Source organism: Novosphingopyxis baekryungensis DSM 16222, assembly GCF_000420305.1.
In the GTDB taxonomy this organism is placed as follows: domain Bacteria; phylum Pseudomonadota; class Alphaproteobacteria; order Sphingomonadales; family Sphingomonadaceae; genus Novosphingopyxis; species Novosphingopyxis baekryungensis.
The window spans coordinates 71,271-94,964 of sequence record NZ_ATUR01000008.1; the positions used below are offsets into that span (position 1 = coordinate 71,271).

Sequence of the window (23,694 nt, forward strand, 5' to 3'; positions counted from 1 at the left end):
TTATTCCTCCAGCACCCAAGTGTCCTTGGTGCCGCCTCCCTGACTGCTGTTCACCACCAGTGACCCCTCGGTCATCGCCACGCGGGTGAGACCGCCCGGCGTGATGTCGATACCCGCCGGCGAAACCAGCACGAAGGGACGCAGATCGACATGCCGCGGCGCCAGTCCGCTGTCGGCAAAGATCGGCACGGTAGAAAGCGACAGCGTGGGCTGCGCGATATAGCCTTCCGGCTTGGCCTTCAGCTTGGCGCGGAATTCCTCCACCTCGGCAGCGGTCGCCGCCGGGCCAACGAGCATGCCATAGCCGCCCGATCCATGCACCTCCTTCACCACCAGCTCGGCCAGATTGTCGAGCACATATTGCAGGCTTTCCGGATCGGAGCAGCGCCATGTTTCCACATTTTTCAGGATCGGCGCCTCGCCAGTATAGAAGCGGACGATCTCGGGCATGTAGCTGTAGATCGCCTTGTCGTCTGAAATGCCGGTGCCCGGCGCATTGGCAATGGTGATGCCGCCGGAACGATAGACATCCATGATGCCTGGCACGCCCAGCAGCGAATCCGGATTGAAGTTCAGCGGATCGAGGAAATCATCGTCGATCCGGCGATAGAGCACGTCGACCGGCTCATAGCCGCGCGTGGTGCGCATCGCGATCTTGCCGTTGGTAACGCGCAAGTCATGGCCTTCGACAAGCTCGACGCCCATCTGATCGGCCAGAAAGCTGTGCTCGAAATAGGCACTGTTGTGAATGCCCGGCGTCAATACGGCAACGCGTGGCTTGCCCTCACAGCGCGGCGGGGCGCAGGCAGCAAGCGACCGGCGTAGCGACTGCGGATAGTCCGACACCCGCTGGACCGGCACCTTCGCAAACAGCTCAGGAAAAATCTGCAGCATCGTCTCGCGATTTTCCAGCATGTAGCTGACGCCAGACGGTGTGCGGGCATTGTCTTCCAACACGAAGAACTCATCATCACCGGTCCGCACGATATCGGTGCCGACAATGTGGGTATAGATATCGCCGGGCGGGGACACGCCGACCATATTGGGCAGATAGGCCTCGTTATTGGCGATCAGCTGCCACGGCACCTTGCCGGCCCGCAGGATTTCCTGGCGATGATAAATGTCGTGAAGGAACGCGTTCAGCGCACGCACCCGCTGCTCGATACCGCGCGAAAGCTTGCGCCATTCGCGGGCGGACAAAATGCGCGGGATAATATCGAAAGGAATGAGGCGCTCTTCGGCCTCTTCGCGTCCGTACACGTTGAACGTGATGCCGGTGCGGCGAAAAAAGCCTTCGGCCTGCTCAGACTTTCGGTTGAGCCTGCCGGCGTCTTCGGAATCGAACCATTGCCGATATTCCTGATATGGCTCGCGTGTTGCGTCGCCACTCCCTAGCATTTCATCGAACAGATCGTTTCCCCTTTGGTGGCTTGAGAGAATGACGGTCGTTTCGCCGCCGTGTCGATTAACCTACGCTTGGACTGGCGGACAGTTCCGGCATACCGGCTCTCCCGGCCATTGCGCCCGCCGCCCACCCGTGGGATGGCCCGGATCATGAGTGATAAATTCGAACGACACAAGCAGCCCTGGACTCCGGACGAGCTGCAGGCGCTGCACCGGCTGGCGGCCAAGGGGATGGGCCTGAAGGCCATCGCCAAGGCGCTCACCCGCAGCGAGGAATCGATCAAGGCCCGCGCCAAGCAGGACAAGCTTAAGATTGCCAAGAAGCGCTGACCGTCGTGGAAGGCTATGACGCCATCGTGCTGGGGGCGGGCGCAGCGGGCCTGATGTGCGCGGCGCGTGCCGGGCAGCGGGGCAAGCGCGTGGCGCTGATCGATCATGCCGATCGCGTCGGCAAGAAAATCCTGATTTCCGGCGGCGGGCGCTGCAATTTCACCAATATCCACACCGCTGCGGACCGCTACCTTTCCGCCAACCGCCATTTCGCCAAGTCCGCCTTGGCCCGCTACACCGCGCAGGATTTCATCGATCTGGTGAACGCCTATGACATTGCCTGGCATGAGAAGACGCTGGGGCAGCTGTTCTGCGACGGATCGGCCAAGCAGATCGTCGAGATGCTGCTGGAGGAATGCGCCAAGGGCGGCGTGGACGTGCTGCTCGGCGCGGCTCCGGGGGCGGTGGCACATGCCGACGGGCAGTTCACCGTCACGCTCGGCAATCGCCAGCTCGCTGCCCCAGCATGCGTGATCGCCACCGGCGGGCCATCGATCCCCAAAATGGGTGCGACCGGCTTTGCCTATGATCTGGCCCGGCAGTTCGGGCTCAAGATCGTTGAGCCACGTCCGGCGCTCGTGCCGCTGACGCTGGGCGGCGAAGATGTGCTGTTCCGCGCGCTCTCCGGCGTGGCCGCGCCGGTCGAGGCCGGCTGTGGCAAGACGGCGTTTCGCGAGGCGGCCTTGTTCACCCATCGCGGGCTGTCCGGCCCGGCCATCCTGCAGATCAGCAGCTATTGGCGGCCTGGCGACAGCGTGCGCATCGATTTTCTGCCCGATCGCGGCTCGGATTGGCTGATCGAGGCCAAGCGCACTCAGCCGCGCACCACCATCAAACGGCATCTTGGGGAAGCCCTTCCCGCCCGCCTTGCCGAGACGCTGGCCGAGCGGATCGGCGAGACCGGCGAGCTGGCCAATATCGCGGACCGCAAGCTGGAGAGCGTCGCGCGGCAGTTGGCCCACTGGACCTTTGTGCCCAATGGCAGCGAAGGCTTTGCCAAGGCGGAAGTCACCGCCGGAGGTATCGCCACCACCGGCCTGTCTTCCCAGACGATGGAGGCCAAGGCGATGCCCGGCCTCTATGCGATTGGCGAGGCGGTGGACGTCACCGGCTGGCTGGGCGGCTATAATTTCCAATGGGCCTGGGCCAGCGGCGTGGCGGCAGGCGAGGCCATCGGGGCAGACTGAACAGCCCGCTTTCGCTGCAACGCACAAAATGCTAGGCGCGCGCCGTGCTTAGTCTCAACGCCATAACCGTCCGCCTTGGTGGGCGCCTGATCCTCGATGGAGCGAAGGCCGCGCTGCCGCCCGGCTCGCGCGTCGGCCTTGTCGGCCGCAATGGCGCGGGCAAGACCACGCTGGTGCGCGTCATCGCCGGATCGCTCGACCCCGACAGCGGCACCGCCGATATGCCCAAAGGCACCCGGCTGGGCTATGTGGCGCAAGAGGCCCCCGGCGGCACCACCACGCCGTTCGAGGAGGTGTTGAACGCCGATGCCGAGCGCGCCGCGCTGATGGAAGAAAGCGAGGATGGCGACGCGATCAGCCCCGAGCGTCTGGCCGAAGTGCATGAGCGGCTGATCGCCATCGACGCCTATAGCGCGCCATCGCGCGCCGCCCGTATTCTAGCCGGTCTGGGGTTCGATGAGGACGCACAGCACCGTGCGCTGGACAGTTTCTCCGGCGGCTGGCGGATGCGCGTGGCCCTGGCCTCGCTGCTGTTCTCCGCGCCCGACGTGCTGCTGCTCGACGAACCATCGAATCATCTCGATCTGGAAGCGGTGCTGTGGCTGGAGGATTTCCTCAAAAGCTATGCCGGCACCATATTGCTGGTCAGCCATGAGCGCGACTTTCTCAACAATGTGGTCGATCACATCCTGCATCTGGAGCGCGGCCAGCTGACGCTCTATCCCGGCGGCTATGACGCGTTCGAACGGCAGCGCGCCGAGCGTCAGGCCCAGCTCGCCTCCGCCAAGGCCAAGCAGGATATCGAGCGGGACAAGCTGAAGGATTTCGTCGCCCGCAACTCCGCCCGTGCATCGACCGCCAAACAGGCCCAGTCGCGCGCCAAGGCGCTGGCCCGCATGCAACCGATTGCCGAGCTCGTCGACGATCCCTCATTGAGCTTCGACTTTCCAGATCCAGGCGAATTGCGCCCACCGCTGATCACGCTGGATATGGCCAGCGTCGGCTATACCGAGGAGCCGATCCTTAGCCGGCTCAATCTGCGGCTCGATCCGGACGATCGCATCGCGCTCCTTGGTCGCAACGGCAACGGCAAGACCACGCTCGCCCGCCTGCTCGCCGCGCAGCTGGAGCCGATGGACGGCGAGATCAATATGAGCGGCAAGATGCGCGTGGGCTATTTCACGCAATATCAGGTGGAGGAGCTCGATCGCGACGAAACCCCGCTGACGCACATGCAGCGGCTGATGAAAGGCGAAACGCCGAGCAAGGTGCGCGCGCAGCTGGGCCGCTTCGGCTTTGGCCCGGACAAGGCGATGACGCTGGTCGGCAAGCTGTCCGGCGGGGAGCGCGCACGCCTCGCGCTGGCGCTGATCACGCGCGACGCGCCGCACATGCTGATCCTCGATGAGCCGACCAACCATCTCGACGTCGATGCGCGCGAGGCACTGATCCAGGCGCTCACCGCTTTTCAGGGTGCCGTGGTGATCGTCAGCCATGACCGGCACATGCTGGAAATGACCGCCGACCGACTGGTGCTGGTCGACAGCGGCACGGCCAGCGAGTTCGATGGATCGATCGACGATTATATCGGCTTCGTGCTGGCCAAGGAGCCCGCGAACGAGGGCAAGAAGTCCAGCGAGCCGAAAATGAGCAAGAAGGAAGCCCGCCAGGCCGCCGCCCAGCAGCGCGAGAAGAACAAGGGCCTGCGGGATGCCGCCAAGAAGGCCGAGGCTGCGCTCGCCAAATTGACCGCCACCCGCAGCGCGATCGACAAGGCGATGTTCGATCCCGCCAGCGCAACCGGAGAGCTGGCCAATCTCAACATGACCGAGCTGATGAAAAAGCGCGGCGAAACCGAGAAAAAGATCTCGGCTGCCGAAGCCAGCTGGATCGAGGCCAATGAAAAGTTGGAAAGCATTCCCGCCTGATCATTTTGCCATCCGTTTGCTTTTTCTGACTATTTTCGACAGAATATCTCTCATGGATTAAAGTCCGGGAGATAGACCAAGTGATTACAGTATCGGTCGACCATGCGCGCAAAACAGTCATCGCACGTATGTCCGGCTTCCTGTCCACCGAAGATGTCGAGGCGTTCGCGCGCAAGGAGCAGGAAGCCGTCGAATCGATGGACCTTGGCTCCGGCCAGTTCTACCTTCTGATCGATACGGCCGAGGCCATCATCCAGCCGCAGGACGTCGTTGCGGCATTTCAGCATCTTGTTCAAAATGCCGTCTATAAGGCGGCGCGGATTGCGGTTGCCCGGCACGGTTCGCTCACCAAGATGCAGACCGAACGTATTCTGCGCGTTCGGGGCGATGCCGCAATGTTCGAAACATTGGCGGAGGCGGAGGAATGGCTGTTCTCCGAGCCGCTCGGCGCAGACAAGGATGGACCGCGCAGCCGGGACGACTGATCCCCGCTCCCGGTTTCAGCCAAGGTAAATCCAGACCATTCTAGGGTTTTGGACAAAGCGGCGCTGTGTCTATGGTCAGCGCTTGCGCCCGCAACAGCCGAACAGGATTTTTTCATGCGATCTTTCATATCCGCCGCCGCCCTCCTTCTCCTGACCGGCGTCAGCAGCATGGCGCTGGCACAGGACGCGCAGCCAATGGCTGATGGCGCGCAATCCGCCAGCTTCGCCGACGACGTCTGGACCTATGCCGAACCGGAAACCGCGCGGGTGTCGCATGTCGATCTCGATCTCGTCGCCGATTTCGAGAATAAGCGCGTGTACGGCACGGCGGTTCTCGATATCGTGGCCGAGCCGGGCGCACAGAGCGTGGTGCTGGATGACAAAGGCCTGCGGATCGACCTTGTGACCGATATGGATGGCACGCCGCTGCCGATCAGCGTGGGCGAGCAGGACGAGATGCTGGGCGCGCCGCTGCGGATAAGGCTGAACGGCAACAGCAAAATCAAGATCAGCTACGCCAGCGCGCCGGGTGCCGAGGCGCTGCAATGGCTGCCGAAGGAAGCCACGGCGGGCGGCGAGAAGCCCTATCTGTTCAGCCAGGGCCAGCCGATCAACAATCGCAGCTGGATTCCCACGCAGGACAGCCCCGGCATCCGCCAGACCTGGGAGGCACGCATCACCGTGCCCCAGGGCCTGGTCGCGGTGATGAGCGGCGACAAGCTGACCCCCGATGGAGTACCGACCGCCGATGGCCGGGTGAGCTATCGCTTCAAGATGGACAACGCCGTGCCGCCCTATCTGATCGCGCTGGCGGTGGGAGATCTGGCGTTCAAACCGCTGGGGCCGAATAGCGGCGTGTATACCGAGGTGGCCATGCTCGATGCCGCTGCGGACGAGTTTCAGGATGTCGAAAAAATGATTGCCGCGGCGGAAGACCTGTACGGCCCTTATCGCTGGGGCCGCTACGACATGCTCGTCCTGCCGCCAAGCTTTCCCTATGGCGGCATGGAAAATCCCACGCTGACCTTCCTCACCCCCACCATCATCACCGGCGATCGCAGCAACACCGATGTCGTGGCGCATGAGCTGGCGCATAGCTGGTCCGGCAATCTGGTGACCAACGCCACCTGGTCGGACAGCTGGCTGAACGAAGGCTTCACCACCTATTTCGAGAACCGCATCATGGAGGCGGTCTATGGCAAGGACCGCGCGGCGCTCTACGCCGATCTGGATTACGGCACCATGCTGAGCGATATTGCGGCAGCGGGCGGCATGGACGCGCCCGCCACCCGCCTGCACGGCGATCCGGGCGAAACCGCCGGGCAGCTCGATTATTTCAAGGGCTCCACCTTTTTGCGCACCATCGAAAAGGCTGTCGGTCGGGACCGGTTCGACGCCTATCTGCGCGGCTATTTCGATCGCTTCGCTTTCCAGCCGCAGACCACGGCGGGCTTTCTGACCGATCTGCGCGCACATCTGATCAAGGGCGATGCCGCGCTGGAGCGCGAGTTGAAGCTGGACCAGTGGGCCTATCAGCCGGGCCTCCCCGATAATGCCGTGCATATCCAGTCCGCCACGCTGGCGCAGGTCGACAGGGAACTGGCCGCGTTCAATGCGGGCGGGCCGGTATCGGCGGTGGATACACAGGGCTGGAGTACCCAGCAGTGGATGCGCTTCCTGCGCGGCATTCCCAGGGAGCAGAGCGCGGCGCGGCTGCAGGAACTGGACGAAGGGCTGAACCTGTCCGGCAATGGCAATGCCTATGTCCGCTCCGCCTGGTACGAGATCGCGATTGCCAATCGCTACGATCCTGCCGTGCCGAGCCTGAAGCAATATCTCACCACGGTGGGCCGCATGCTGCTGATCCGCCCGCTCTATCAGGGGCTGGCCGCACAGGGCAGCTGGGGACGGCCGATCGCCACGGACGCGTTTGCGCAGGCGAAATCGGGCTATCATCCGATGACGGCCGCCATGACCGAGCGGATTCTGGCCGAACCGACAAATTGAACGAACCCGCGAAGCGTTCAGGAAAGTGCATCCTTTCCTGAACATTTCCGGATGGTTCAGCAACAGGTCAGCCGCTCTGGATGAAAAGGATACAGGCAAGGGCGATATGGGATTGCCCGCATGCGGCGGATGGGTCTGCCGATATAGAAGGAGCAGATCATGCGTATTGTGATGCTTGGCGGCCTGATGGCAGCCACATTCCTCAGTCCGGCAGCATTGCAGGCCGCCATTGTACCGACCGCCGACATTCAGGTGACATCCGATGCGCGCGCCGCCCTTCCGGGGCTTGCCGATGCCGCCAACCAGCAGCGGGACCGGCGCGGCGACCGGGCGCGGGGCGACGGCGCCCGCGGCGACCGGCAGCGGGGCGATCGGGGCAACCGCAACCGCGCGAACCGCGGCCAGGGCCAGAGCATTCGCGCGCAGCAGGATGCCGCCTTGGCCCACGCGCAGCGCATGGCCCACCAGTCCCGCGCTGATACCCGTAATGACCGCCGGGACTATCGCAACGATCGGCGGAATGACCGCAATGATCGGCGGGACTATCGTAATGATCGCCGCGACTATCGGCGTGACCAGCGAAACGATCGGCGTATTTACCGCGATCAGCGCCGCAACATCCGGCAGGATTATCGGCGCGGCCAGCAGATCGACAATCGCTTTCGCTATAATGGTCGCAGTTTCAATCGCTGGAACAATGGCTGGCGCAACGACCGCCGCTATAACTGGCGCAATTACCGCGCGAACAATCGCGGGCTGTTTTCCAGTCGCTATTATTCGCCCTATCGCAACTATCGTTACAGCCGCCTGTCCATAGGCGCGACGCTGGGATCGCTCTTCTACGGCAATCGCTATCGCATCAACGATCCTTATCGCTATCGCCTGCCAGCGGTTTACGGCCCCTATCGCTGGGTGCGCTATTTCGGTGATGCGGTGCTGGTCGATGTCCGCAATGGCCGCACAGTCGATGTGGTTTACGACTTCTTTTACTGAGACAGCGCTCTAGGCGCATCGACGGCAAGGGCCCGGCGCGCAAGCGTACGGGCCTTTCGCTTTGCACGTCCGGCCTTATAGACTGTGACCGATCACCAAAGGACATCTCATGAGCCTTCTTCTTGCCCTGCTACTGCAATCGGCTGCCCCCGTCGCCAGCATCGCGCCGATGCAGCAGCGTGATATCGATTGCGTGGCCAGCTTTGGCCTGATCGCCTTTCAGCAGGCCCAGGGCACGCCGGGGGCCGATCGTCTGCCCGCCATGGCCGCGCCGGGCAAAACCTATGCCGGGCTGGTCGGCACGCGGCTGCTGGAGGAAACCGGGCTGCCGCGCGATGTCATCGCGTCCGCCATCGCCGAATCGGCCCGTGCGCAGAGCGCGCAAGCCGGCCTGGAAGATCCGATGGCCTTTCTCGGCCAGCGCTATGCCCAATGTGCGCCGCTGATGGCAGCCGAGATCGCCGCCGGCGGCGACCTGCCCCTGCCCGTGCCGCGGGGCCGCTGAGCCATGGCGCTGCGTCCGTTCCACCTCGCCTTTCCGGTGCATGACCTTGCCGCCGCGCGCGCTTTCTACGGCGATGTCATGGGCTGCGCCGAGGGCCGCAGTAGCGACGCGTGGATCGATTTCGATTTCTACGGTCACCAGATCGTGGCCCATCTGGGCGGTGAGAAACGCACGGCCCATCATAATCCGGTTGACGGCCATGACGTCCCGGTACCGCATTTCGGCGTGGTGCTAACCATGGCGGACTGGGAGACGCTGGCTGACCGGCTGCGCGCTGCCGACACGATGTTCATTATCGAACCCACGGTGCGCTTTCGCGGGCTTCCCGGCGAACAGGCAACGATGTTCCTGACTGATCCCAGCGGCAATGCCCTGGAGTTCAAGGCTTTTTCCGACGATGCAGCGTTGTTCGCGCGCTAGGCCTGCGGATCGTCGGCGCTCGCCGCTATAGCGCAATACGCTCCGGCACGTGCGGATGCGCAACCGGAACGCGCCTCAATCATTCTCTGTGCAAGCAATGACCTCCGCCCGCTGGCGGAGACCCCTTTGATGGAGAGCATGATGACCCCGAAAACAAAGAAAGCCCTGATCGGCGGCGGCGCGGCGCTGGCAGCCGGCGCCATCGGCTATGGCCTGTACGCCCGCTCCGAAACCAAGACCGAGAGCCCGGCATTCCGCCCGGTGCGCACCGACGGCATTTTCGAACTGCGCCGTTACGCCCCCTATCTGGTGGCGGAGACAGTGGTCACCGGCTCCCGCAAGCAGGCGGAAAAGGACGGTTTCCGCATCCTGTCCGATTATTTCTTCGCCAAATCGCGCGATGGCGACAAGCTGGATATGACGGTGCCGGTCACCGCGTCGATCGAAGGCCCCGGCGCGCATGACCTTGATGAGGAAGGTGGCCGCTGGGCGGTGCGCTTCGTCATTCCCAACGGCATGACCAAGGGCAGCCTGCCTGCCCCGCCGAGCGAGGTTGCCCTGCGCGATATGCCCGAGCGTCTGATCGCCACCGCCCTCGTGGAAGGCGCGCCCAATGATGCCAACTGGAACGTGACCATGGAAAAGCTGGATGCCTGGATTGCCGAGCGCGGCTGGACCGGTATCGGCGCGCATGAGCTGGCCAGCTATAACAGCCCGATCATCGTTCCCCCGATCCGCCGGGACGAGGTTTTCCGCGCGGTCGAAGAACCGCTCGGCTGATCCTGCCTTATAAGATTACCGCATGCGCTCCGGCTTCGATTGGCCGGGGCGCATTTTTTATATCAGATATTTGACGGCGACGAAGCCGAGCACGGCCAGAACGCCCAGCGCCGTGGTGGCCAGCGCGAAATGCTTGTCGATCCAGGCCTTCATCGGCGGCCCGAAGAAACGCAGCAGCGCGGCCACGATGAAGAAGCGCGCTCCGCGCGACAGGATTGCAGCAAACAGCAACACCTGCAGCGGCATGCCGGTCGCGCCTGCTGCAATGGTAATGACCTTGAACGGCAAGGGCGTAAAACCAGCGAGCAGCACGATGATCCAGCCCTGCGCATTGAACTGCGCGCTGAACGCGGCGAACTCTTCCCCCACCCCGTAGAAATCCAGGATTGGCTGTCCGATGGTATCGAACAGGAAATAGCCGATCGCATAGCCCAGCAGCGATCCCAGCACCGATGCGATGGTGCAGACCAGCGCATACCACCAGCTGCGTTCCGGCCGGGCCAGACACATCGGGGCCAGCAGCACATCCGGCGGGATCGGAAAAAAGCTCGATTCGGCAAAACTGATACCGGCCAGCCAGCGCGGCGCGGTGCGATGCGCCGCTTTTTCCAGCGTCCATTCATAAAGGCGTTTGAGCATATTGGCTTCCGTAGAAAAGCCCCCTCCCGCCGGCGGGAAGGGTCTGGGGTGTGCGTTCCTGCGTCCTTGAAAGAGACCAGCTCCGTTGAGCGGCGCTGGTTCGTCAGACGCGCCCTGCTTGTTCCATTGCGCCGCTGCAATCACAAAGGCCGCCACCGCCCCCTCCCGCATGCGGGAGGGGCGCCGGGATCAGTGGCCCGGCGCGCCGGTCACCTCTTCGCTCAGCTCGGCCGGCGTCTCGCGGCCATGATCCTTGCCGGCCGTGCGCACGCCGCGGGCCAGTGCGAACACCACACCGCTCAAAGCCAGCACCGCGATCATGTTCGGGATCACCATCGCCGCGTTGGAAATGTCGCCAAGCCGCCAGATGAAATCGAGCGGTGCCGATGCGCCGATGTAGATGAACACGCACCACACCACGCGCCAGATCATATGCAGGATCTTTTCGCCGCGCTCGCTGGAACCTGGCAGTTGGTCATAGAGATAGGTGATCGCCCGCTCGCCATAATAGCTCCACGTCAACAGCGTGGTAAAAACGAACAGGATCAGTGCGATCGAGGCGATCAGCGTGCCGATGGGCACGCCCGCTATGTCGACGGGAAAGGCTGCGGCAAAAGCGCCGCTGGTCATGCTGAAGCCTTCCAGATTGGTGGCCTGCCAGGCATGCTTCACCGGCTCGGCAATGCCGGTTACCGGATCGATCGCCTGAAAGGGACCTTCCACGGTCAGGATTACCAGCGCCGTCATGGTGCAGATCACGATGGTATCGATGAAGGTGCCGAGCATGGCGAAATTGCCCTGCGCGGCGGGATCGTTCGTCTGCGCCACGGCATGGGCGATGGGGGTGGAGCCCTGCCCAGCCTCATTGGAGAACAGGCCGCGCGCCACACCGGCGCGGATCGCCAGCATCAGACCCGCGCCGACAAAACCGCCGCTCGCCGATTGTGCATTGAACGCGCCGCCAAAGATGCGGCTGAAGGTTTCCGGTATATCCGCAATGTTGATGAGGATCGCGATGACCGCCATGATGATGTACAAAATGGCCATCACCGGAATGATCTTCTCGGCCACCGCGCCGATCGACTTGATGCCGCCGATGATCACCACGAACACCGCGATCGCCACGATGATGCCCCCGATCCACTCTTCCAGACCGGTCAGCTCATTGATCGAATCGGCCACCGAATTGGCCTGGATGCCGTTGCCCGTCACCAGCGCGCTGAACAGGGTGCCGATGCAGAACAGGATCGCCAGCCACTTCCATTTGGGGCCAAGGCCGTAGGTAATATAGCTCATCGGGCCGCCGCGATATTCGCCCTCGGTCGTCTTTTCGCGGAAGCGCACCGCAAGAGCGCCTTCGCCAAATGCCAGCGCCATGCCGATCAGGGCGGTGATCCACATCCAGAAGATCGCGCCCGGTCCGCCCAGCGTGATGGCCGTGGCCACGCCCGCCAGATTGCCGGTACCGACCTGGCCGGACAGGGCCGTGGACAGCGCCGCGAAAGGGCTGATTTCGCCGGCACCGCCTTTTTCCGATTTTTTGAACAATTTGCGGAAAGACGGGATCAGCTGGGTGATCGGATAGCCGCGCAGGCCGAACATCATCCACAGGCCGCCGCCCAAGAGGATGATGACCATCGGTGGAAAAGGTATGACCTCCACGCCGTTCCAGGTGCCGCCCCAGACGAAATCCGAGAAATTGATGACCGGATCGGTCCAGCGTTCAAAGGCGGCAGCGATCGTGCCCGTTTCGGCGGTTGCCATGTCTGTTACTTCCCCTCGCGGCACGTTGGCCGCTCCCAGTCCATTATTGGCGCATAGGCTTAGCGAACCGATTGGGCTTGGCAAGGGTCAGGGCCGTCGGCGGCCTGCATCGCTGGCGAATGACATGAAAAACCCTCCCCGAGCAAACCCGGAGAGGGTGACATTTTGTATAGGGGGCTGGCTGTATCGGAGGCTGGTGCAAGGCGCTTCGCTTGCACCAGCGCGCTATGGATAGGCCGACAACCCCGCCCGATTGCCTCAGGCGTCGGCGCCCTCAAGCACCGTTTCCGCGATCGCGGCGCAAAAGGCGTCGAGATCATCGGGATTGCGGCTGGTGATGAGATTGTCGTCCACCACCACCGTTTCATCCACCACTTCGGCGCCGGCATTGGACAGATCGGTACGGATGGATTTGTAGCTGGTCGCCTTGCGGCCGTTCACGATCTCGGCTTCGATCAGCAGCCACGGCGCGTGGCAGATGGCCGCCACTACCTTGCCGGAACTGTCGAACTCGCGGATAAGATCGAGCACGCTGTCTTCCACGCGGAGAAGATCGGGATTGATCTGGCCACCCGGAAGCACAAGGGCGTCATAATCGTCCACGGACACATCGGCGACGATCTTGTCGACCTCTACGCTGTCACCCCAGTCATCCTCGTCCCAACCCTTGATTTCGCCTTCTTCCAGCGAGGCAATATGCACGGTCGCCCCGGCATTGCTCAGCTGATCGCGCGGCTCGATCAGTTCGGACTGTTCGAAGCCATGGGTGGCGATGATGAGAATGTTCAGACCGGTCAGATCCTGTTCGATAGCCATGAAATACGCTCCTTTATCTAGGCCGCCTTTGCGGCGGTTTCGATGATCAACCGCGCATGTCGTCTGCGGTTCCGTGCCCTGACGATGCATGCGAGACGGCGAACGCCGTAACGGCAAGCATGCACCAGGCGGCGATGCCGGTGCCCAACGAAAAGGGCGCCCGATACCGGACGCCCCTTATAGTTCCATTCGGGGAAGGACGGCGTCAGCCAGCCTTGCCGGCGTCTACTTTTTCCACCCATTCGGGGAAGAAACTGGGGGACCGCTTGGACCAGCCAGTGGCCGTGGCCGCCGCTTCGGTGATGGACTGTAGCAGCGTCTTGCGCTGCTCGGGCTGCAACTGCGGCAAGGTTGCTGCGGCACAGAATGCGCCCGGCAGCCAGGGCCGCGCGTCCGCGCCAAGCAGACGCTCGTAAAGGAACCGATAGGCGGCGAAACTGTCGATACGCCCCTGCCCGAGATCGAAAGCCGACACCGTGATCAGCGGGGCCATGAACGGTTCGGCGGCATCGATATCGCTCGATGTCGGGATGGTGTCGCGCAGCTTTTCCAGCCGCTCATAGAGCCGGTACTGCGCGCGGATACTGGCGACTTCGCCGACATCGCGGCTCCAGCGCTTGACCGCATCCTCGCGTTCGAACGCGACATCCAGCGAGCGGCGCACATAGCGCTGTGTCGCCGCGGTGAAACTGGCAAATTCCTTCATCTCGGCCAAGGTCACCATTCCCGGTGCTTCGCTGGTCTGGTCCGTCATGATATTAAGGCTCCCAACCCGATTTTGATGCCATGCCGGTATCGCACAGCCATGGTTAACGGCATCTTAAAGCGCAGGATAGCGCCCATCAGCAAGCTTCGTGCGCCAAACTGCCATAATTTGTTTTAAAACTGTGACATTGCCGCACGGCAAGGCCATCGCCGAGGCGCCGCACGGCGGCGCGTCCTTCGCGCGCGATGCCTGCTCATGAGAAGATCCCCACAAGACAGACCGTGGCGCACGCGGTAGTGGTTCGGGCGATGAAAACCGCCGACCAACATCGCAGCAGAACGTCGCTTCGCCTCGCGCTCGGATCGATCATTCTCTTCTGGCTGATCTACGCCATCGTCAACAGCGCGCGCGCGGCGGTGATGGATTTTCCGGCGCAGGAAGAATTGCTGTGGCGACGCATGGCGGTGACCCTGGTCGGCATCGGCCTGACCTTTTGCCTGTGCCTGATCCTTCGGCTGGTCGATCGGCAGCCGCTGGGCTGGCGCGTGGTGGCCGCTTTTCTAGGCGCGGCCCCGACCGCCTTTCTCATGAGCCTGTTCAATTACTGGCTGTTCAATATCTACGATGCGGAGCGGATTTTCGCCGGAGCACCCGATGTGGGCATCGTGCAGCCGCTCACCATGGCGCAGACGCTGGCCGAGCTGACGCTGAGCCGCTATTTCTTTCTGGTGGCGTGGGCCATGCTGTTTCTCGCGCTCAGCTATGCACGGCAGGTGCGCGCATCGGAACGCAGCGCCGCGCATTCGGCCCGCGTGGCCCATGACGCGGAGATGCGGGCGCTGCGCTATCAGGTGAATCCGCATTTTCTGTTCAATACGCTCAATTCGCTGAGCTCCCTGGTCATGCGCGGCGACCATGAACGGGCCGAGAGCATGATCCTGAACCTTGCCAATTTCTATCGTATGAGCCTGACCAGCGATCCTCTGGCGGACGTCACGCTGGAAGAAGAGGTCCGCTTCCAGCAGCTCTATCTGGATATCGAGGCCGTGCGCTATCCGGATCGGCTGCGGTGCCGGTTCGATCTTGGCGCGGGCACGGCGGACCGGCCGGTGCCTGCGCTGATCCTGCAACCGCTGGTGGAAAACGCCATCAAGCATGGCGTGTCGCGCGCGCGCAGCCAGGTGACGATCGGCATTGCGGCGGTGATCGCCAATGGCGTGATGCGCATTACGGTGTCCGACGATAGCCCGTCGGACCCCGGGCCGCAGGAACCGCGCGAGCATCCCGGCGGCATCGGCCTTGCCAATGTTCGCGACCGGTTGATAGCACGCTATGGCCGGGCAGCCGGGTTTACCGCACGCCCGCGCCCGCACGGCGGATTTATGGCACAATTGGAGATCCCGACGGATGAACGCTGAGACCCTGGGCACGCTGATCGTCGATGATGAACCGCTGGCGGTCGAGCGGCTGCAACGGCTGGTCGAGCGAATGAACGCGCTCGATCTGGTGGGCACCGCGTCCGACGGAGAGGCGGCTCTTGCCCGCGTGGCGTCCGGCGGGGTCGATCTGTTGCTGCTCGATATCGCCATGCCGGGGCAGGACGGCATCGCCGTGGCCCGCGCGCTGGGCAAGCTGGCCCATCCGCCCGCAATCATCTTCTGTACCGCCTTCGATGGCTTTGCCGTGCAGGCGTTCGATCTGGGTGTGGCGGACTATGTGCTGAAACCGGTGGCGCAGGACCGGCTGGAACAGGCCGTAAGCCGTCTGATGGCAGCGCGGCAGGAGCGCCCCCTCCGCCCGCAGGGGACCCAGGAATTCTGGGTGCCCCATCGCTCAGAACTGGTGCGTATTGCCGCGCAGGATATCGACCGGATCGAGGCGGAGCGCGACTATATGCGCCTGCATGTCGGGGAGCGCAGCTATCTGCTCCATGAAACGATCGGCGCGCTGGAAGAACGGCTGGACAAGGATGCCTTCCTGCGCATCCACCGCAGCCATATCGTCCGCCGGGATTTCATCACCGGCTTGCGCCATGAGGGCGGCGGCGTGTGGCACGCACAGCTGTGCAATGGCGAAAGCCTGCGGATTGGCCGGAAATATCTGGCCCAGACCAAGGACATGACCGGACGATAGCCGGAAACCCCTGCCGGCCCCCCGGATCACATCAGGTCAGCTCAGATCAAACCAGCCAGCGGACTGCTGGGATCGGCATAGCGGCGCAGGCCCATACGGCCGGCCAGATAACTGTGCCGCCCGGCCTGAACCGCCAGCTTCATCGCCTCGGCCATGCGGATCGGTTCTTTCGCTTCGGCGATAGCGGTATTCATCAACACGCCGTCGCAGCCCAGTTCCATCGCGATGGCGGCATCGGACGCGGTGCCTACCCCGGCATCGACCAGCACGGGCACGCCGGCCCCCTCCACGATCAGCCGGATGGTCACGCGGTTCTGAATGCCGAGACCACTGCCGATTGGCGCGCCCAGCGGCATGATTGCCACCGCGCCCGCCTCTTCCAGCTGCTTCGCCGCAATCGGATCATCGACGCAATAGACCATCGGTTTGAAGCCTTCGGCCACCAGCGTTTCGGTCGCCTTCAGCGTCTCGCGCATGTCGGGATAGAGCGTCTTCGCCTCGCCCAGCACTTCCAGCTTCACCAGATCCCAGCCACCCGCCTCACGCGCCAGCCGCAGCGTGCGCACCGCCTCATCCGCCGTGAAACAGCCCGCCGTGTTGGGCAGAAAGGTATAGTCCTTTGGGCTGATATGATCGGTCAGCATCGGCTGGCTGGGGTCCGACACGTTCACCCGTCGTACCGCCACCGTAATGATCTCCGCCCCGCTCGCCTTCAGCGCAGCGGCGTTTTCGGCAAAATCCTTATATTTGCCGGTGCCCACGATGAGGCGCGAAGTGAAGGTCTGGCCCGCGACGGACCATGTGTCTGGAGAAGAATCAGTCATGCCGGTGACTTAGGGACGCGGGCGGTTGGAATAAAGCCTTGGCTTCACCGAAGCGGCCGCCGCTCCATGGCCCGCTGATGCCGAGCCCATCGATTTCGCACGGGCGCACGGGGACTGAAAACGGGCTTGCTGGGCCTGCGCCCCAAACGCTCAGCCGCCGCCGACAAAATGGACGATCTCGAACATGTCCCCATCCGCCACCATCACCTCGCCCAGCATCGAGCGGGGCACGATTTCGCGGTTGCGCTCCACTGCCAGCTTTTCCGGCTGGAAACCCAGCGCGCGCACCATATCGGCGACGCTGCCGGGGGAAACGCGCTTGTCTTCGCCATTGATGATGACCTTTAGCATGGGCGTTCTTTAGCTGCCTACGCACCGCTTCGTCGAGGGGCGCTCGACTTTTGCTTCGTCCGCCGTGTAAAAGCGCCCGCGAACCGCGTGGCAAACAGGGGCATCCATGGCCGAACGGCAGACCATCTTCGTCCTGAATGGACCCAATCTCAATCTGCTGGGCATGCGCGAGCCCGATGTTTACGGCGCGCAGACGCTGGACGACATCGCCGAGGCGTTGGAGGATCAGGGGCAGGAACTGGGCTTCGACATCGATCTGCGCCAGTCCAACCATGAAGGCCACCTGATCGACTGGCTGCACGAGGCGGCGGCCACCAAGGCCAAGGCGGTGCTGCTGAACGCCGGCGCCTTCACCCACACATCCATCGCGCTCTACGATGCGATCCGCGCGATCGACGTGCCGGTGATCGAGGTGCATCTGTCCAACCCGCACGCCCGCGAAAGCTTCCGCCATGAGAGCTGGATCGCGCGCGCAGCGAAGGGCACGGTGAGCGGTTTCGGGGCGCTTTCCTATGAACTGGCGCTGGACGCGGCGGCGCGGCTCTGATTAAGCACAAGTTTGAAAGATCATAACAGGGGTGTGAAAGCCTATGTCGGACGACCATAAGAAACATTATGACGGTGCCCCAAGCGAAGGGCCAATGAATATCGACGTGTCGATGGTGCGGGAGCTGGCTGAAATGCTGGACGATACCGGCCTCACCGATATCGAGGTGGAAGACGGCCCGCGTCGTATCCGCGTGTCGCGCAAGGTGCACGCCGCGCCCGTAGCGGCACCGGCCCCAGCCGCTGCAGCGCCCGCGCCTGCGCCCACCGGTGGCGCCGAACCGCCGCAGACGGACAGCGCCGATGATCATACCAATGCCATCCGCTCGCCCATGGTCGGCACCTGCTATCTGGCGTCCGAACCGGGCGCCAAACCGTTCGTCAGCGAAGGCCAGACCGTTGCTGCGGGCGATACGCTGGTGATCGTGGAAGCCATGAAGGTGATGAACCCGATCAGCGCGCCCAGCGCCGGCACGGTGAAAAAGATCCTCGTGGAAAACAACCAGCCGGTGGAATTCGATCAGCCGCTGGTCATCATCGAATAATTGACGCCTTTCCTGCCGGTCGGCCCGAACAACCAAAGCAAGCGAAAGCCTTATGGCCATTAATAAACTGCTGATCGCGAACCGGGGCGAGATCGCCCTGCGTATCCACCGCGCCGCCCATGAGATGGGTATCAAGACCATCGCCGTGCACAGCACCGCCGATGCGGACGCGATGCATGTGCGGCTGGCGGACGAGGCCATCTGCATCGGCCCGCCCTCTGCCACCGACAGCTATCTCAATATCCCGTCGATCATCAGCGCGGCGGAAATCAGCCAGGCCGATGCGATCCATCCGGGCTATGGCTTTCTGTCCGAAAATGCCAAGTTCGCCGAGATCGTGGAAAGCCACGGCATCATCTGGATCGGGCCCAAGCCCGAACATATCGAGACGATGGGCGACAAGGTTGCCGCCAAAAAGACGGCCGGTGCGCTCGGCCTGCCACTGGTGCCCGGCTCCGCAGGCGCGGTCGAGGATTTTGACGAGGCCCGCGTGATCGCCCGCGATATCGGCTATCCCGTCATCATCAAGGCGGCGTCCGGCGGCGGCGGGCGCGGCATGAAGGTGGTGAACAACGAGGAAGAGCTGGAAAGCCAGATGGGCCAGGCCCGCAGCGAAGCGAAATCGGCCTTCGGCGATGCCACCGTCTATATCGAGAAATATCTCGCCGATCCGCGCCATATCGAATTTCAGGTGTTCGGCGACGGCAAGGGCAATGCCATTCATCTGGGCGAGCGCGACTGTTCGCTGCAGCGCCGCCACCAGAAAGTTCTGGAAGAAGCGCCGTCCCCCGTCATCACCTCCGAGGAGCGTGAACGCATGGGTGCCGTCGTGGTCAAAGCGATGGCCGACATGGCCTATCGCGGCGCGGGCACCATCGAGTTCCTGTACGAAAATGGCGAATTTTTCTTCATCGAGATGAACACCCGCCTGCAGGTGGAGCATCCGGTGACCGAGATGATCACCGGCATGGATCTGGTGCGCGAACAGATCCGCATCGCCAGCGGCGAACCGCTGTCCCGCACACAGGATGAGATCACCTTCAGCGGCCACGCGATAGAATGCCGTATCAACGCCGAAGATCCAGAGAATTTCACACCCTCCCCCGGTAAAGTGACCGCTTATCATGCGCCCGGCGGCCTGTTCGTGCGCGTGGATAGCGGCCTGTATCAGGGCTATTCGGTGCCGCCTTACTATGACAGCATGATCGCCAAGCTGATCGTGTTCGGCCACACGCGCGAAGGCTGCCTGATGCGGCTCAATCGCGCGCTGGAAGAATTCGTGATCGAAGGCATGAAGACCACTATTCCGCTGCACCAGCGCCTGCTGGAAAATGCCGAGTTTCGCAGCGGGGATTATACGATCAAATGGCTGGAGAAATGGCTAGCCGATGAGCGTGAGGCCAGAGAGAGCTGAGGGGCGGTTTTCATTCTCCAAACATAGGGCGCAACCGAAGCTGTCCCTGACGCATTGATCCTGTGAAAAGCCGGCCTGCCCCAAGGCCGCCACCCCAACACAGGATCTATCCCAATGCGCTACAACAAGCTCGGCTCCACTGGCCTTTTCGTCTCCGAACTGTGCCTCGGCACCATGACCTTCGGCGGCGGCGACGGCATGTGGGGCAAGATCGGCACATTGGGTCAGAAGGACGCCGAGACGTTGATCGGAACGGCACGCGACGCCGGCGTCAATTTCATCGACACCGCCAATGTCTATCATGCCGGCCAGTCCGAGGAGATTACCGGGCAGGCGCTGAAAAATCTCGACATCCCGCGTGACGAGATGGTGGTCGCCACCAAGGGCTATGGTCAAATGGGCAAAGGCCCCAATGGCCGGGGCAATTCGCGCTATCATATCATCGATGCCTGCAAGGCCAGCCTGAAGCGGTTGCAGCTCGATCATATTGATCTCTATCAAATCCACGGTTTCGATCCGGCCACGCCGATCGAGGAAACCATGCATGCGCTCGATACGCTCGCGCAGCATGGCCATGTCCGCTATATCGGCGTGAGCAACTGGGCCGCCTGGCAGATCAGCAAGGCGATCGGTATCAGCTATAATCGCGGCCTGGCCCGGTTCGAATCGTTGCAAGCCTATTATACGCTGGTGGGCCGGGATCTGGAGCGCGAGATCGTGCCCATGCTCGATAGCGAAGATGTGGGCTTGATGGTGTGGAGCCCGCTGGCTGGCGGCTATCTCACCGGCAAATATTCTGGCGACGGCGCGGATAAAGACGGCCGCCGTGCAGATTTCGATTTCCCCCCGGTTGACACCGGACGCGGCGACAAGGTGATTGAAGCGATGCGCCCGATCGCAAAGGCGCATGGGGTGTCGATGGCGCAGATTGCCCTGTCCTGGCTGCTGCACCAGAAGGCGGTGACAAGCGTGATCGTGGGCGCCAAGAAACTGTCCCAGCTGGAAGACAATCTGGCATCCACCAAAATCGCGCTCACCGACGAGCAGCTCTCATCGCTCGACAAGGTCAGCGCCCTTCCGTCGGAATATCCCGGCTGGATGTTCGAGCGGCAGGGCGAATATCGCCGCAACCTGATGACGCCCGCGCCGCGCGGCGACAACTGATCGCACGCGCAAGATTGGAGAAGCCGACAATGCCCCAGACCATGACCTTCGATTTCATCTCGGACGTTTCGTGCCCCTGGTGCATCGTCGGCCTGCGCGGGCTGGAGATCGCACTGGAGGAACTGAGCGATACGATCGAGCCGGCCATCACCTTCCATCCCTTCGAACTGAACCCGCACATGCCACCCGGCGGACAGGATATCGGCGAACATGTCGCGGAAAAATACGGATCGACGCCCGAGCAGCGCAAGGCGAATGGGGCGATGATCCGCCAGCGCGCCGCCGATGTCGGCTTCGACATGGCGGACCGAAGCGATGGCCGCATCTACAACACATTCGACGCGCACCGCCTGCTCCATTGGGCGAAGCTGGAAGGCAAGCAGCTTGCGCTCAAGCACCGGCTGTTCACCGCCTATTTCACCGAAGGCGGTGCGACCGAGGATCATGATGTGCTGATCGACTGCGCTGGTGATGCAGGCCTAGATACCGACGAGGCGCGCGCGCTGCTCGCGAGCGACCGGTACGCCGCCGATGTTCGCGCAGAAGAGGAACGCTGGCGGCGCGAAGGCATCAATTCCGTGCCAACCATCATCATCGACAAGCGCTACGTCATCAGCGGCGGCCAGCCCCCGGAAGCGTTCGAACGCGCATTGGCGCGCATCGCGGAGGAAAAAGCAGCGGCGGCCTGACACCGCACATGTGGCCATCAGAATTCGTTCAGCTAATACTGCTATAATCTGAATATGGATCTCAGCATTCTCTGGCGGCACCATCGGGCCAAATCGATTATCGCGGCGATCGCGATCCATCTGCTGCTGGGCTATGCCTTGATCTCCGGCCTGGGCGGTGAGCTCGTGCGGCAGACGAGTGACAGCCTCAAGACCTTTACGATCGAAGAGCCTGCACCTCCGCCTCCACCGCCCCCTCCGCCCGTCACACCAAAACCCGATGCGAAGGAAGAGGGCGCGGCGTCTCCGCCCAATATCCAATCCAAGGCCAGCGCCGTGGTGGCGCCCGAACCGGTGGTAAAGCTGCCAGTTCCCCCGCCGCCGATCACTGCCGCGCCCGAGCCAAAACAGGGCACCGACCGAACCAGCGGCGCGTCCGATATCGCGGGCCCCGGCAGTGGCGCGGGCGGCATTGGGAACGGTACCGGCAGTGGCAATGGCGGCGACGGCGCGGGCAGCGGCGGCTTCCCACCCACCCAGGCGCGTCTGGTCAGCGGGCGGATCACGCCGAAGGATTATCCCCCCTCAGCAGCCAGAGCGCGCGTGGAAGGCATTGTCGGCGCCAATCTCTACATCGGCCCCGATGGCCGGGTGACGCGCTGCGTGGTGAAGATTTCCAGCGGCAATCAGGCGCTGGACGACACCACCTGCCGCCTCATCATCCAGCGCTTTCGCTATGAACCCGCCCGCGACACCGATGGCCGCCCCGCATCCGACATCGTGGGGTGGGAACAACGCTGGTGGCTGGGGCGCCGCTAGACCGAAAGCCTGCCTTGCCCCTGCCCCGCGCGCCTCATATATCGGGCGCAACAATCTTACAGGCGAGGACCAGCGTGACCGTAGCAACCCCCGATTTCGATTTCGGCCTTCCCGAAATGGCCGAGCAGATCCGCGAAACCGTCCGCCGCTTTGCCGATGAGCAGATCGCCCCCCTTGCGGACCGCGTCGACCGGGAAGATTGGTTTCCTAAGGATGAGCTGTGGAAGCAAATGGGCGATCTCGGATTGCACGGCATCACCGTAAGCGAGGACGATGGCGGGCTCGGTCTCGGCTATCTGGAGCATGTCATCGCGGTGGAAGAAATCAGCCGCGCCAGCGCTTCGATCGGCCTCAGCTATGGCGCGCACTCCAATCTGTGCATCAACCAGATCGCGCGCTGGGCCAGCCCGGAGCAGAAGGCGAAATATTTGCCCGGCCTCATCAGCGGCGCGCATGTCGGCTCTCTTGCCATGAGCGAGGCCGGGGCCGGTTCCGACGTGGTCTCGATGAAGCTGAAGGCGGATGCGGTGCAGGGCGGCTATCTGCTGAACGGCACCAAATATTGGATCACCAACGCGCCCTATGCCGAAACGCTGGTGGTCTATGGCAAAACGGACGCTTCGGCAGGATCGAAGGGCATCACCGCCTTCCTGATCGAAAAGGGCATGCCGGGCTTCTCCATCGGCCAGAAGATCGAAAAGGTGGGCATGCGCGGCTCGCCCACGGCAGAGCTGGTGTTCGACGACTGCCATGTGCCGGCAGAAAATGTGATGGGCCCCGTCGGCGGCGGCGTGGGCGTGCTGATGAGCGGGCTGGATTATGAGCGCGTGGTGCTGGCCGGGCTGCAGCTGGGCGTGATGCAGGCCTGTCTCGATACCGTGATACCTTATGTTCGCGAGCGGCAGCAATTCGGCAAGCCGATCGGCGCGTTCCAGTTGATGCAGGCCAAGGTGGCGGACATGTATGTCGCGCTGAATTCGGCACGCGCCTATGTCTATGCCGTTGCGCGGGCCTGCGACAATGGCAAGACCACGCGCTTCGATGCGGCGGGCGCGATCCTGCTGGCGTCGGAAAGTGCGGTGAAAGTGGCGCTGGAGGCCGTGCAGGCGCTCGGCGGCGCGGGCTACACCACCGACTGGCCGGTGGAACGCTATATGCGCGATGCCAAGCTGCTCGATATCGGCGCGGGCACCAATGAAATTCGCCGTATGCTGATTGGCCGCGAGCTGATCGGCGCAGGCTGACCTACCCTTTAAAATCCCTCAA

The 23,694-nt window shown here is 63.0% G+C and carries 25 protein-coding genes; 18 read left to right on the plus strand and 7 right to left on the minus strand.

The annotated features are described in order from the left end of the window. Window positions 1-1,398 (minus strand): circularly permuted type 2 ATP-grasp protein, encoded by a 1,398-nt coding sequence (locus tag G410_RS0113310; RefSeq protein ID WP_022674161.1) that lies wholly within the window; start codon window positions 1,396-1,398, stop codon window positions 1-3. A 156-nt stretch (window positions 1,399-1,554) separates the two neighbouring features. On the opposite strand from G410_RS0113310, the gene G410_RS0113315 reads away from it, so the two are divergent. From G410_RS0113315 to G410_RS17495, 9 genes are all read left to right on the plus strand, one after another. Then, window positions 1,555-1,734, plus strand: coding sequence for a hypothetical protein (locus G410_RS0113315; protein WP_028971463.1), 180 nt, complete (start codon window positions 1,555-1,557; stop codon window positions 1,732-1,734). A 5-nt stretch (window positions 1,735-1,739) separates the two neighbouring features. Then, a complete protein-coding gene (locus tag G410_RS0113320) occupies window positions 1,740-2,921 on the plus strand; it encodes a BaiN/RdsA family NAD(P)/FAD-dependent oxidoreductase (RefSeq protein WP_022674163.1) in 1,182 nt (393 codons plus the stop codon). Window positions 2,922-2,965: 44 nt separating this feature from the next. Beyond that, the gene (locus tag G410_RS0113325) at window positions 2,966-4,849 is read left to right on the plus strand and encodes an ABC-F family ATP-binding cassette domain-containing protein (RefSeq protein WP_022674164.1); all 1,884 of its coding nucleotides are present in this window, start codon (window positions 2,966-2,968) and stop codon (window positions 4,847-4,849) included. An 80-nt stretch (window positions 4,850-4,929) separates the two neighbouring features. Beyond that, entirely contained in the window at window positions 4,930-5,334 is a 405-nt protein-coding gene (locus G410_RS0113330) for a hypothetical protein (RefSeq protein WP_156851964.1), read from the plus strand. 114 nt (window positions 5,335-5,448) lie between these two features. After that, a complete protein-coding gene (locus G410_RS0113335; RefSeq protein WP_028971465.1) occupies window positions 5,449-7,341 on the plus strand; it encodes a M1 family metallopeptidase in 1,893 nt (630 codons plus the stop codon). Window positions 7,342-7,500: 159 nt separating this feature from the next. Then, window positions 7,501-8,334 carry an RcnB family protein gene (locus G410_RS17815; RefSeq protein WP_022674167.1) on the plus strand — a complete coding sequence of 278 codons (834 nt, stop codon included), beginning with the start codon at window positions 7,501-7,503 and terminating at the stop codon, window positions 8,332-8,334. A gap of 109 nt (window positions 8,335-8,443) precedes the next feature. Next, window positions 8,444-8,839, plus strand: coding sequence for a hypothetical protein (locus G410_RS0113345; protein ID WP_022674168.1), 396 nt, complete (start codon window positions 8,444-8,446; stop codon window positions 8,837-8,839). Window positions 8,840-8,842: 3 nt separating this feature from the next. Then, window positions 8,843-9,259 (plus strand): VOC family protein, encoded by a 417-nt coding sequence (locus G410_RS0113350; protein WP_022674169.1) that lies wholly within the window; start codon window positions 8,843-8,845, stop codon window positions 9,257-9,259. Between the two features lie 141 nt (window positions 9,260-9,400). Further along, window positions 9,401-10,039 (plus strand): SOUL family heme-binding protein, encoded by a 639-nt coding sequence (locus G410_RS17495; protein ID WP_162604099.1) that lies wholly within the window; start codon window positions 9,401-9,403, stop codon window positions 10,037-10,039. 57 nt (window positions 10,040-10,096) lie between these two features. Here the strand turns inward: G410_RS17495 and G410_RS0113360 are convergent, their stop codons facing one another. From G410_RS0113360 to G410_RS0113375, 4 genes are all read right to left on the minus strand, one after another. Further along, window positions 10,097-10,678 (minus strand): YqaA family protein, encoded by a 582-nt coding sequence (locus G410_RS0113360; protein ID WP_022674171.1) that lies wholly within the window; start codon window positions 10,676-10,678, stop codon window positions 10,097-10,099. 189 nt (window positions 10,679-10,867) lie between these two features. After that, window positions 10,868-12,442 (minus strand): alanine/glycine:cation symporter family protein, encoded by a 1,575-nt coding sequence (locus G410_RS0113365; protein WP_022674172.1) that lies wholly within the window; start codon window positions 12,440-12,442, stop codon window positions 10,868-10,870. A 258-nt stretch (window positions 12,443-12,700) separates the two neighbouring features. Continuing rightward, window positions 12,701-13,258 (minus strand): type 1 glutamine amidotransferase domain-containing protein, encoded by a 558-nt coding sequence (locus G410_RS0113370; protein ID WP_022674173.1) that lies wholly within the window; start codon window positions 13,256-13,258, stop codon window positions 12,701-12,703. 205 nt (window positions 13,259-13,463) lie between these two features. Beyond that, complete coding sequence (locus G410_RS0113375) at window positions 13,464-14,012, minus strand: hypothetical protein (protein ID WP_022674174.1); 549 nt, start codon at window positions 14,010-14,012, stop codon at window positions 13,464-13,466. A 260-nt stretch (window positions 14,013-14,272) separates the two neighbouring features. On the opposite strand from G410_RS0113375, the gene G410_RS16860 reads away from it, so the two are divergent. Continuing rightward, window positions 14,273-15,382 (plus strand): sensor histidine kinase, encoded by a 1,110-nt coding sequence (locus tag G410_RS16860; protein WP_022674175.1) that lies wholly within the window; start codon window positions 14,273-14,275, stop codon window positions 15,380-15,382. Beyond that, window positions 15,372-16,097: a LytR/AlgR family response regulator transcription factor gene (locus G410_RS0113385; protein WP_022674176.1), complete on the plus strand. Its 726-nt coding sequence runs from the start codon at window positions 15,372-15,374 to the stop codon at window positions 16,095-16,097. The genes G410_RS16860 and G410_RS0113385 overlap by 11 nt, the downstream gene beginning before the upstream one ends. 41 nt (window positions 16,098-16,138) lie before the next feature. On the opposite strand, the gene G410_RS0113390 is transcribed toward G410_RS0113385, so the two are convergent. Then, window positions 16,139-16,921, minus strand: coding sequence for a thiazole synthase (locus G410_RS0113390; protein WP_028971468.1), 783 nt, complete (start codon window positions 16,919-16,921; stop codon window positions 16,139-16,141). 150 nt (window positions 16,922-17,071) lie between these two features. After that, window positions 17,072-17,272: a sulfur carrier protein ThiS gene (gene thiS, locus G410_RS0113395; RefSeq protein WP_028971469.1), complete on the minus strand. Its 201-nt coding sequence runs from the start codon at window positions 17,270-17,272 to the stop codon at window positions 17,072-17,074. A 106-nt stretch (window positions 17,273-17,378) separates the two neighbouring features. Between thiS and aroQ the strand changes: the two genes are divergently transcribed. The 7 genes from aroQ to G410_RS0113430 all read left to right on the plus strand — a co-directional run bounded on the left by aroQ (window position 17,379) and on the right by G410_RS0113430 (window position 23,672). Next, window positions 17,379-17,819 carry a type II 3-dehydroquinate dehydratase gene (gene aroQ / locus G410_RS0113400; RefSeq protein WP_022674177.1) on the plus strand — a complete coding sequence of 147 codons (441 nt, stop codon included), beginning with the start codon at window positions 17,379-17,381 and terminating at the stop codon, window positions 17,817-17,819. Window positions 17,820-17,862: 43 nt separating this feature from the next. Then, window positions 17,863-18,363: an acetyl-CoA carboxylase biotin carboxyl carrier protein gene (gene accB, locus G410_RS0113405; RefSeq protein WP_051137303.1), complete on the plus strand. Its 501-nt coding sequence runs from the start codon at window positions 17,863-17,865 to the stop codon at window positions 18,361-18,363. Window positions 18,364-18,415: 52 nt separating this feature from the next. Next, window positions 18,416-19,777 (plus strand): acetyl-CoA carboxylase biotin carboxylase subunit, encoded by a 1,362-nt coding sequence (gene accC / locus G410_RS0113410; RefSeq protein ID WP_022674179.1) that lies wholly within the window; start codon window positions 18,416-18,418, stop codon window positions 19,775-19,777. A 114-nt stretch (window positions 19,778-19,891) separates the two neighbouring features. Further along, window positions 19,892-20,941 carry an aldo/keto reductase gene (locus tag G410_RS0113415; protein ID WP_022674180.1) on the plus strand — a complete coding sequence of 350 codons (1,050 nt, stop codon included), beginning with the start codon at window positions 19,892-19,894 and terminating at the stop codon, window positions 20,939-20,941. A 29-nt stretch (window positions 20,942-20,970) separates the two neighbouring features. Next, window positions 20,971-21,630 carry a DsbA family oxidoreductase gene (locus G410_RS0113420; RefSeq protein ID WP_022674181.1) on the plus strand — a complete coding sequence of 220 codons (660 nt, stop codon included), beginning with the start codon at window positions 20,971-20,973 and terminating at the stop codon, window positions 21,628-21,630. A 54-nt stretch (window positions 21,631-21,684) separates the two neighbouring features. Continuing rightward, window positions 21,685-22,428: an energy transducer TonB gene (locus tag G410_RS0113425; protein ID WP_022674182.1), complete on the plus strand. Its 744-nt coding sequence runs from the start codon at window positions 21,685-21,687 to the stop codon at window positions 22,426-22,428. A gap of 116 nt (window positions 22,429-22,544) precedes the next feature. Continuing rightward, window positions 22,545-23,672 (plus strand): acyl-CoA dehydrogenase family protein, encoded by a 1,128-nt coding sequence (locus G410_RS0113430; RefSeq protein ID WP_051137312.1) that lies wholly within the window; start codon window positions 22,545-22,547, stop codon window positions 23,670-23,672. The last annotated feature ends 22 nt before the right edge of the window (window positions 23,673-23,694 follow it).

Coding starts and splice junctions, on each gene's coding strand:
- accB (WP_051137303.1), top strand. CDS start 17,863: ATGTCGGACGACCATAAGAAACATTATGACGGTGCCCCAAGCGAAGGG.
- G410_RS0113385 (WP_022674176.1), top strand. CDS start 15,372: ATGAACGCTGAGACCCTGGGCACGCTGATCGTCGATGATGAACCGCTG.
- G410_RS0113420 (WP_022674181.1), top strand. CDS start 20,971: ATGCCCCAGACCATGACCTTCGATTTCATCTCGGACGTTTCGTGCCCC.
- aroQ (WP_022674177.1), top strand. CDS start 17,379: ATGGCCGAACGGCAGACCATCTTCGTCCTGAATGGACCCAATCTCAAT.
- G410_RS0113365 (WP_022674172.1), bottom strand. CDS start 12,442: ATGGCAACCGCCGAAACGGGCACGATCGCTGCCGCCTTTGAACGCTGG.
- G410_RS0113430 (WP_051137312.1), top strand. CDS start 22,545: ATGGCCGAGCAGATCCGCGAAACCGTCCGCCGCTTTGCCGATGAGCAG.
- accC (WP_022674179.1), top strand. CDS start 18,416: ATGGCCATTAATAAACTGCTGATCGCGAACCGGGGCGAGATCGCCCTG.
- G410_RS0113415 (WP_022674180.1), top strand. CDS start 19,892: ATGCGCTACAACAAGCTCGGCTCCACTGGCCTTTTCGTCTCCGAACTG.
- G410_RS0113350 (WP_022674169.1), top strand. CDS start 8,843: ATGGCGCTGCGTCCGTTCCACCTCGCCTTTCCGGTGCATGACCTTGCC.
- G410_RS0113315 (WP_028971463.1), top strand. CDS start 1,555: ATGAGTGATAAATTCGAACGACACAAGCAGCCCTGGACTCCGGACGAG.
- G410_RS0113375 (WP_022674174.1), bottom strand. CDS start 14,012: ATGACGGACCAGACCAGCGAAGCACCGGGAATGGTGACCTTGGCCGAG.
- G410_RS0113360 (WP_022674171.1), bottom strand. CDS start 10,678: ATGCTCAAACGCCTTTATGAATGGACGCTGGAAAAAGCGGCGCATCGC.
- G410_RS0113370 (WP_022674173.1), bottom strand. CDS start 13,258: ATGGCTATCGAACAGGATCTGACCGGTCTGAACATTCTCATCATCGCC.
- G410_RS0113335 (WP_028971465.1), top strand. CDS start 5,449: ATGCGATCTTTCATATCCGCCGCCGCCCTCCTTCTCCTGACCGGCGTC.
- thiS (WP_028971469.1), bottom strand. CDS start 17,272: ATGCTAAAGGTCATCATCAATGGCGAAGACAAGCGCGTTTCCCCCGGC.
- G410_RS17815 (WP_022674167.1), top strand. CDS start 7,501: ATGCGTATTGTGATGCTTGGCGGCCTGATGGCAGCCACATTCCTCAGT.
- G410_RS17495 (WP_162604099.1), top strand. CDS start 9,401: ATGACCCCGAAAACAAAGAAAGCCCTGATCGGCGGCGGCGCGGCGCTG.
- G410_RS0113425 (WP_022674182.1), top strand. CDS start 21,685: ATGGATCTCAGCATTCTCTGGCGGCACCATCGGGCCAAATCGATTATC.
- G410_RS16860 (WP_022674175.1), top strand. CDS start 14,273: ATGAAAACCGCCGACCAACATCGCAGCAGAACGTCGCTTCGCCTCGCG.
- G410_RS0113345 (WP_022674168.1), top strand. CDS start 8,444: ATGAGCCTTCTTCTTGCCCTGCTACTGCAATCGGCTGCCCCCGTCGCC.
- G410_RS0113390 (WP_028971468.1), bottom strand. CDS start 16,921: ATGACTGATTCTTCTCCAGACACATGGTCCGTCGCGGGCCAGACCTTC.
- G410_RS0113310 (WP_022674161.1), bottom strand. CDS start 1,398: ATGCTAGGGAGTGGCGACGCAACACGCGAGCCATATCAGGAATATCGG.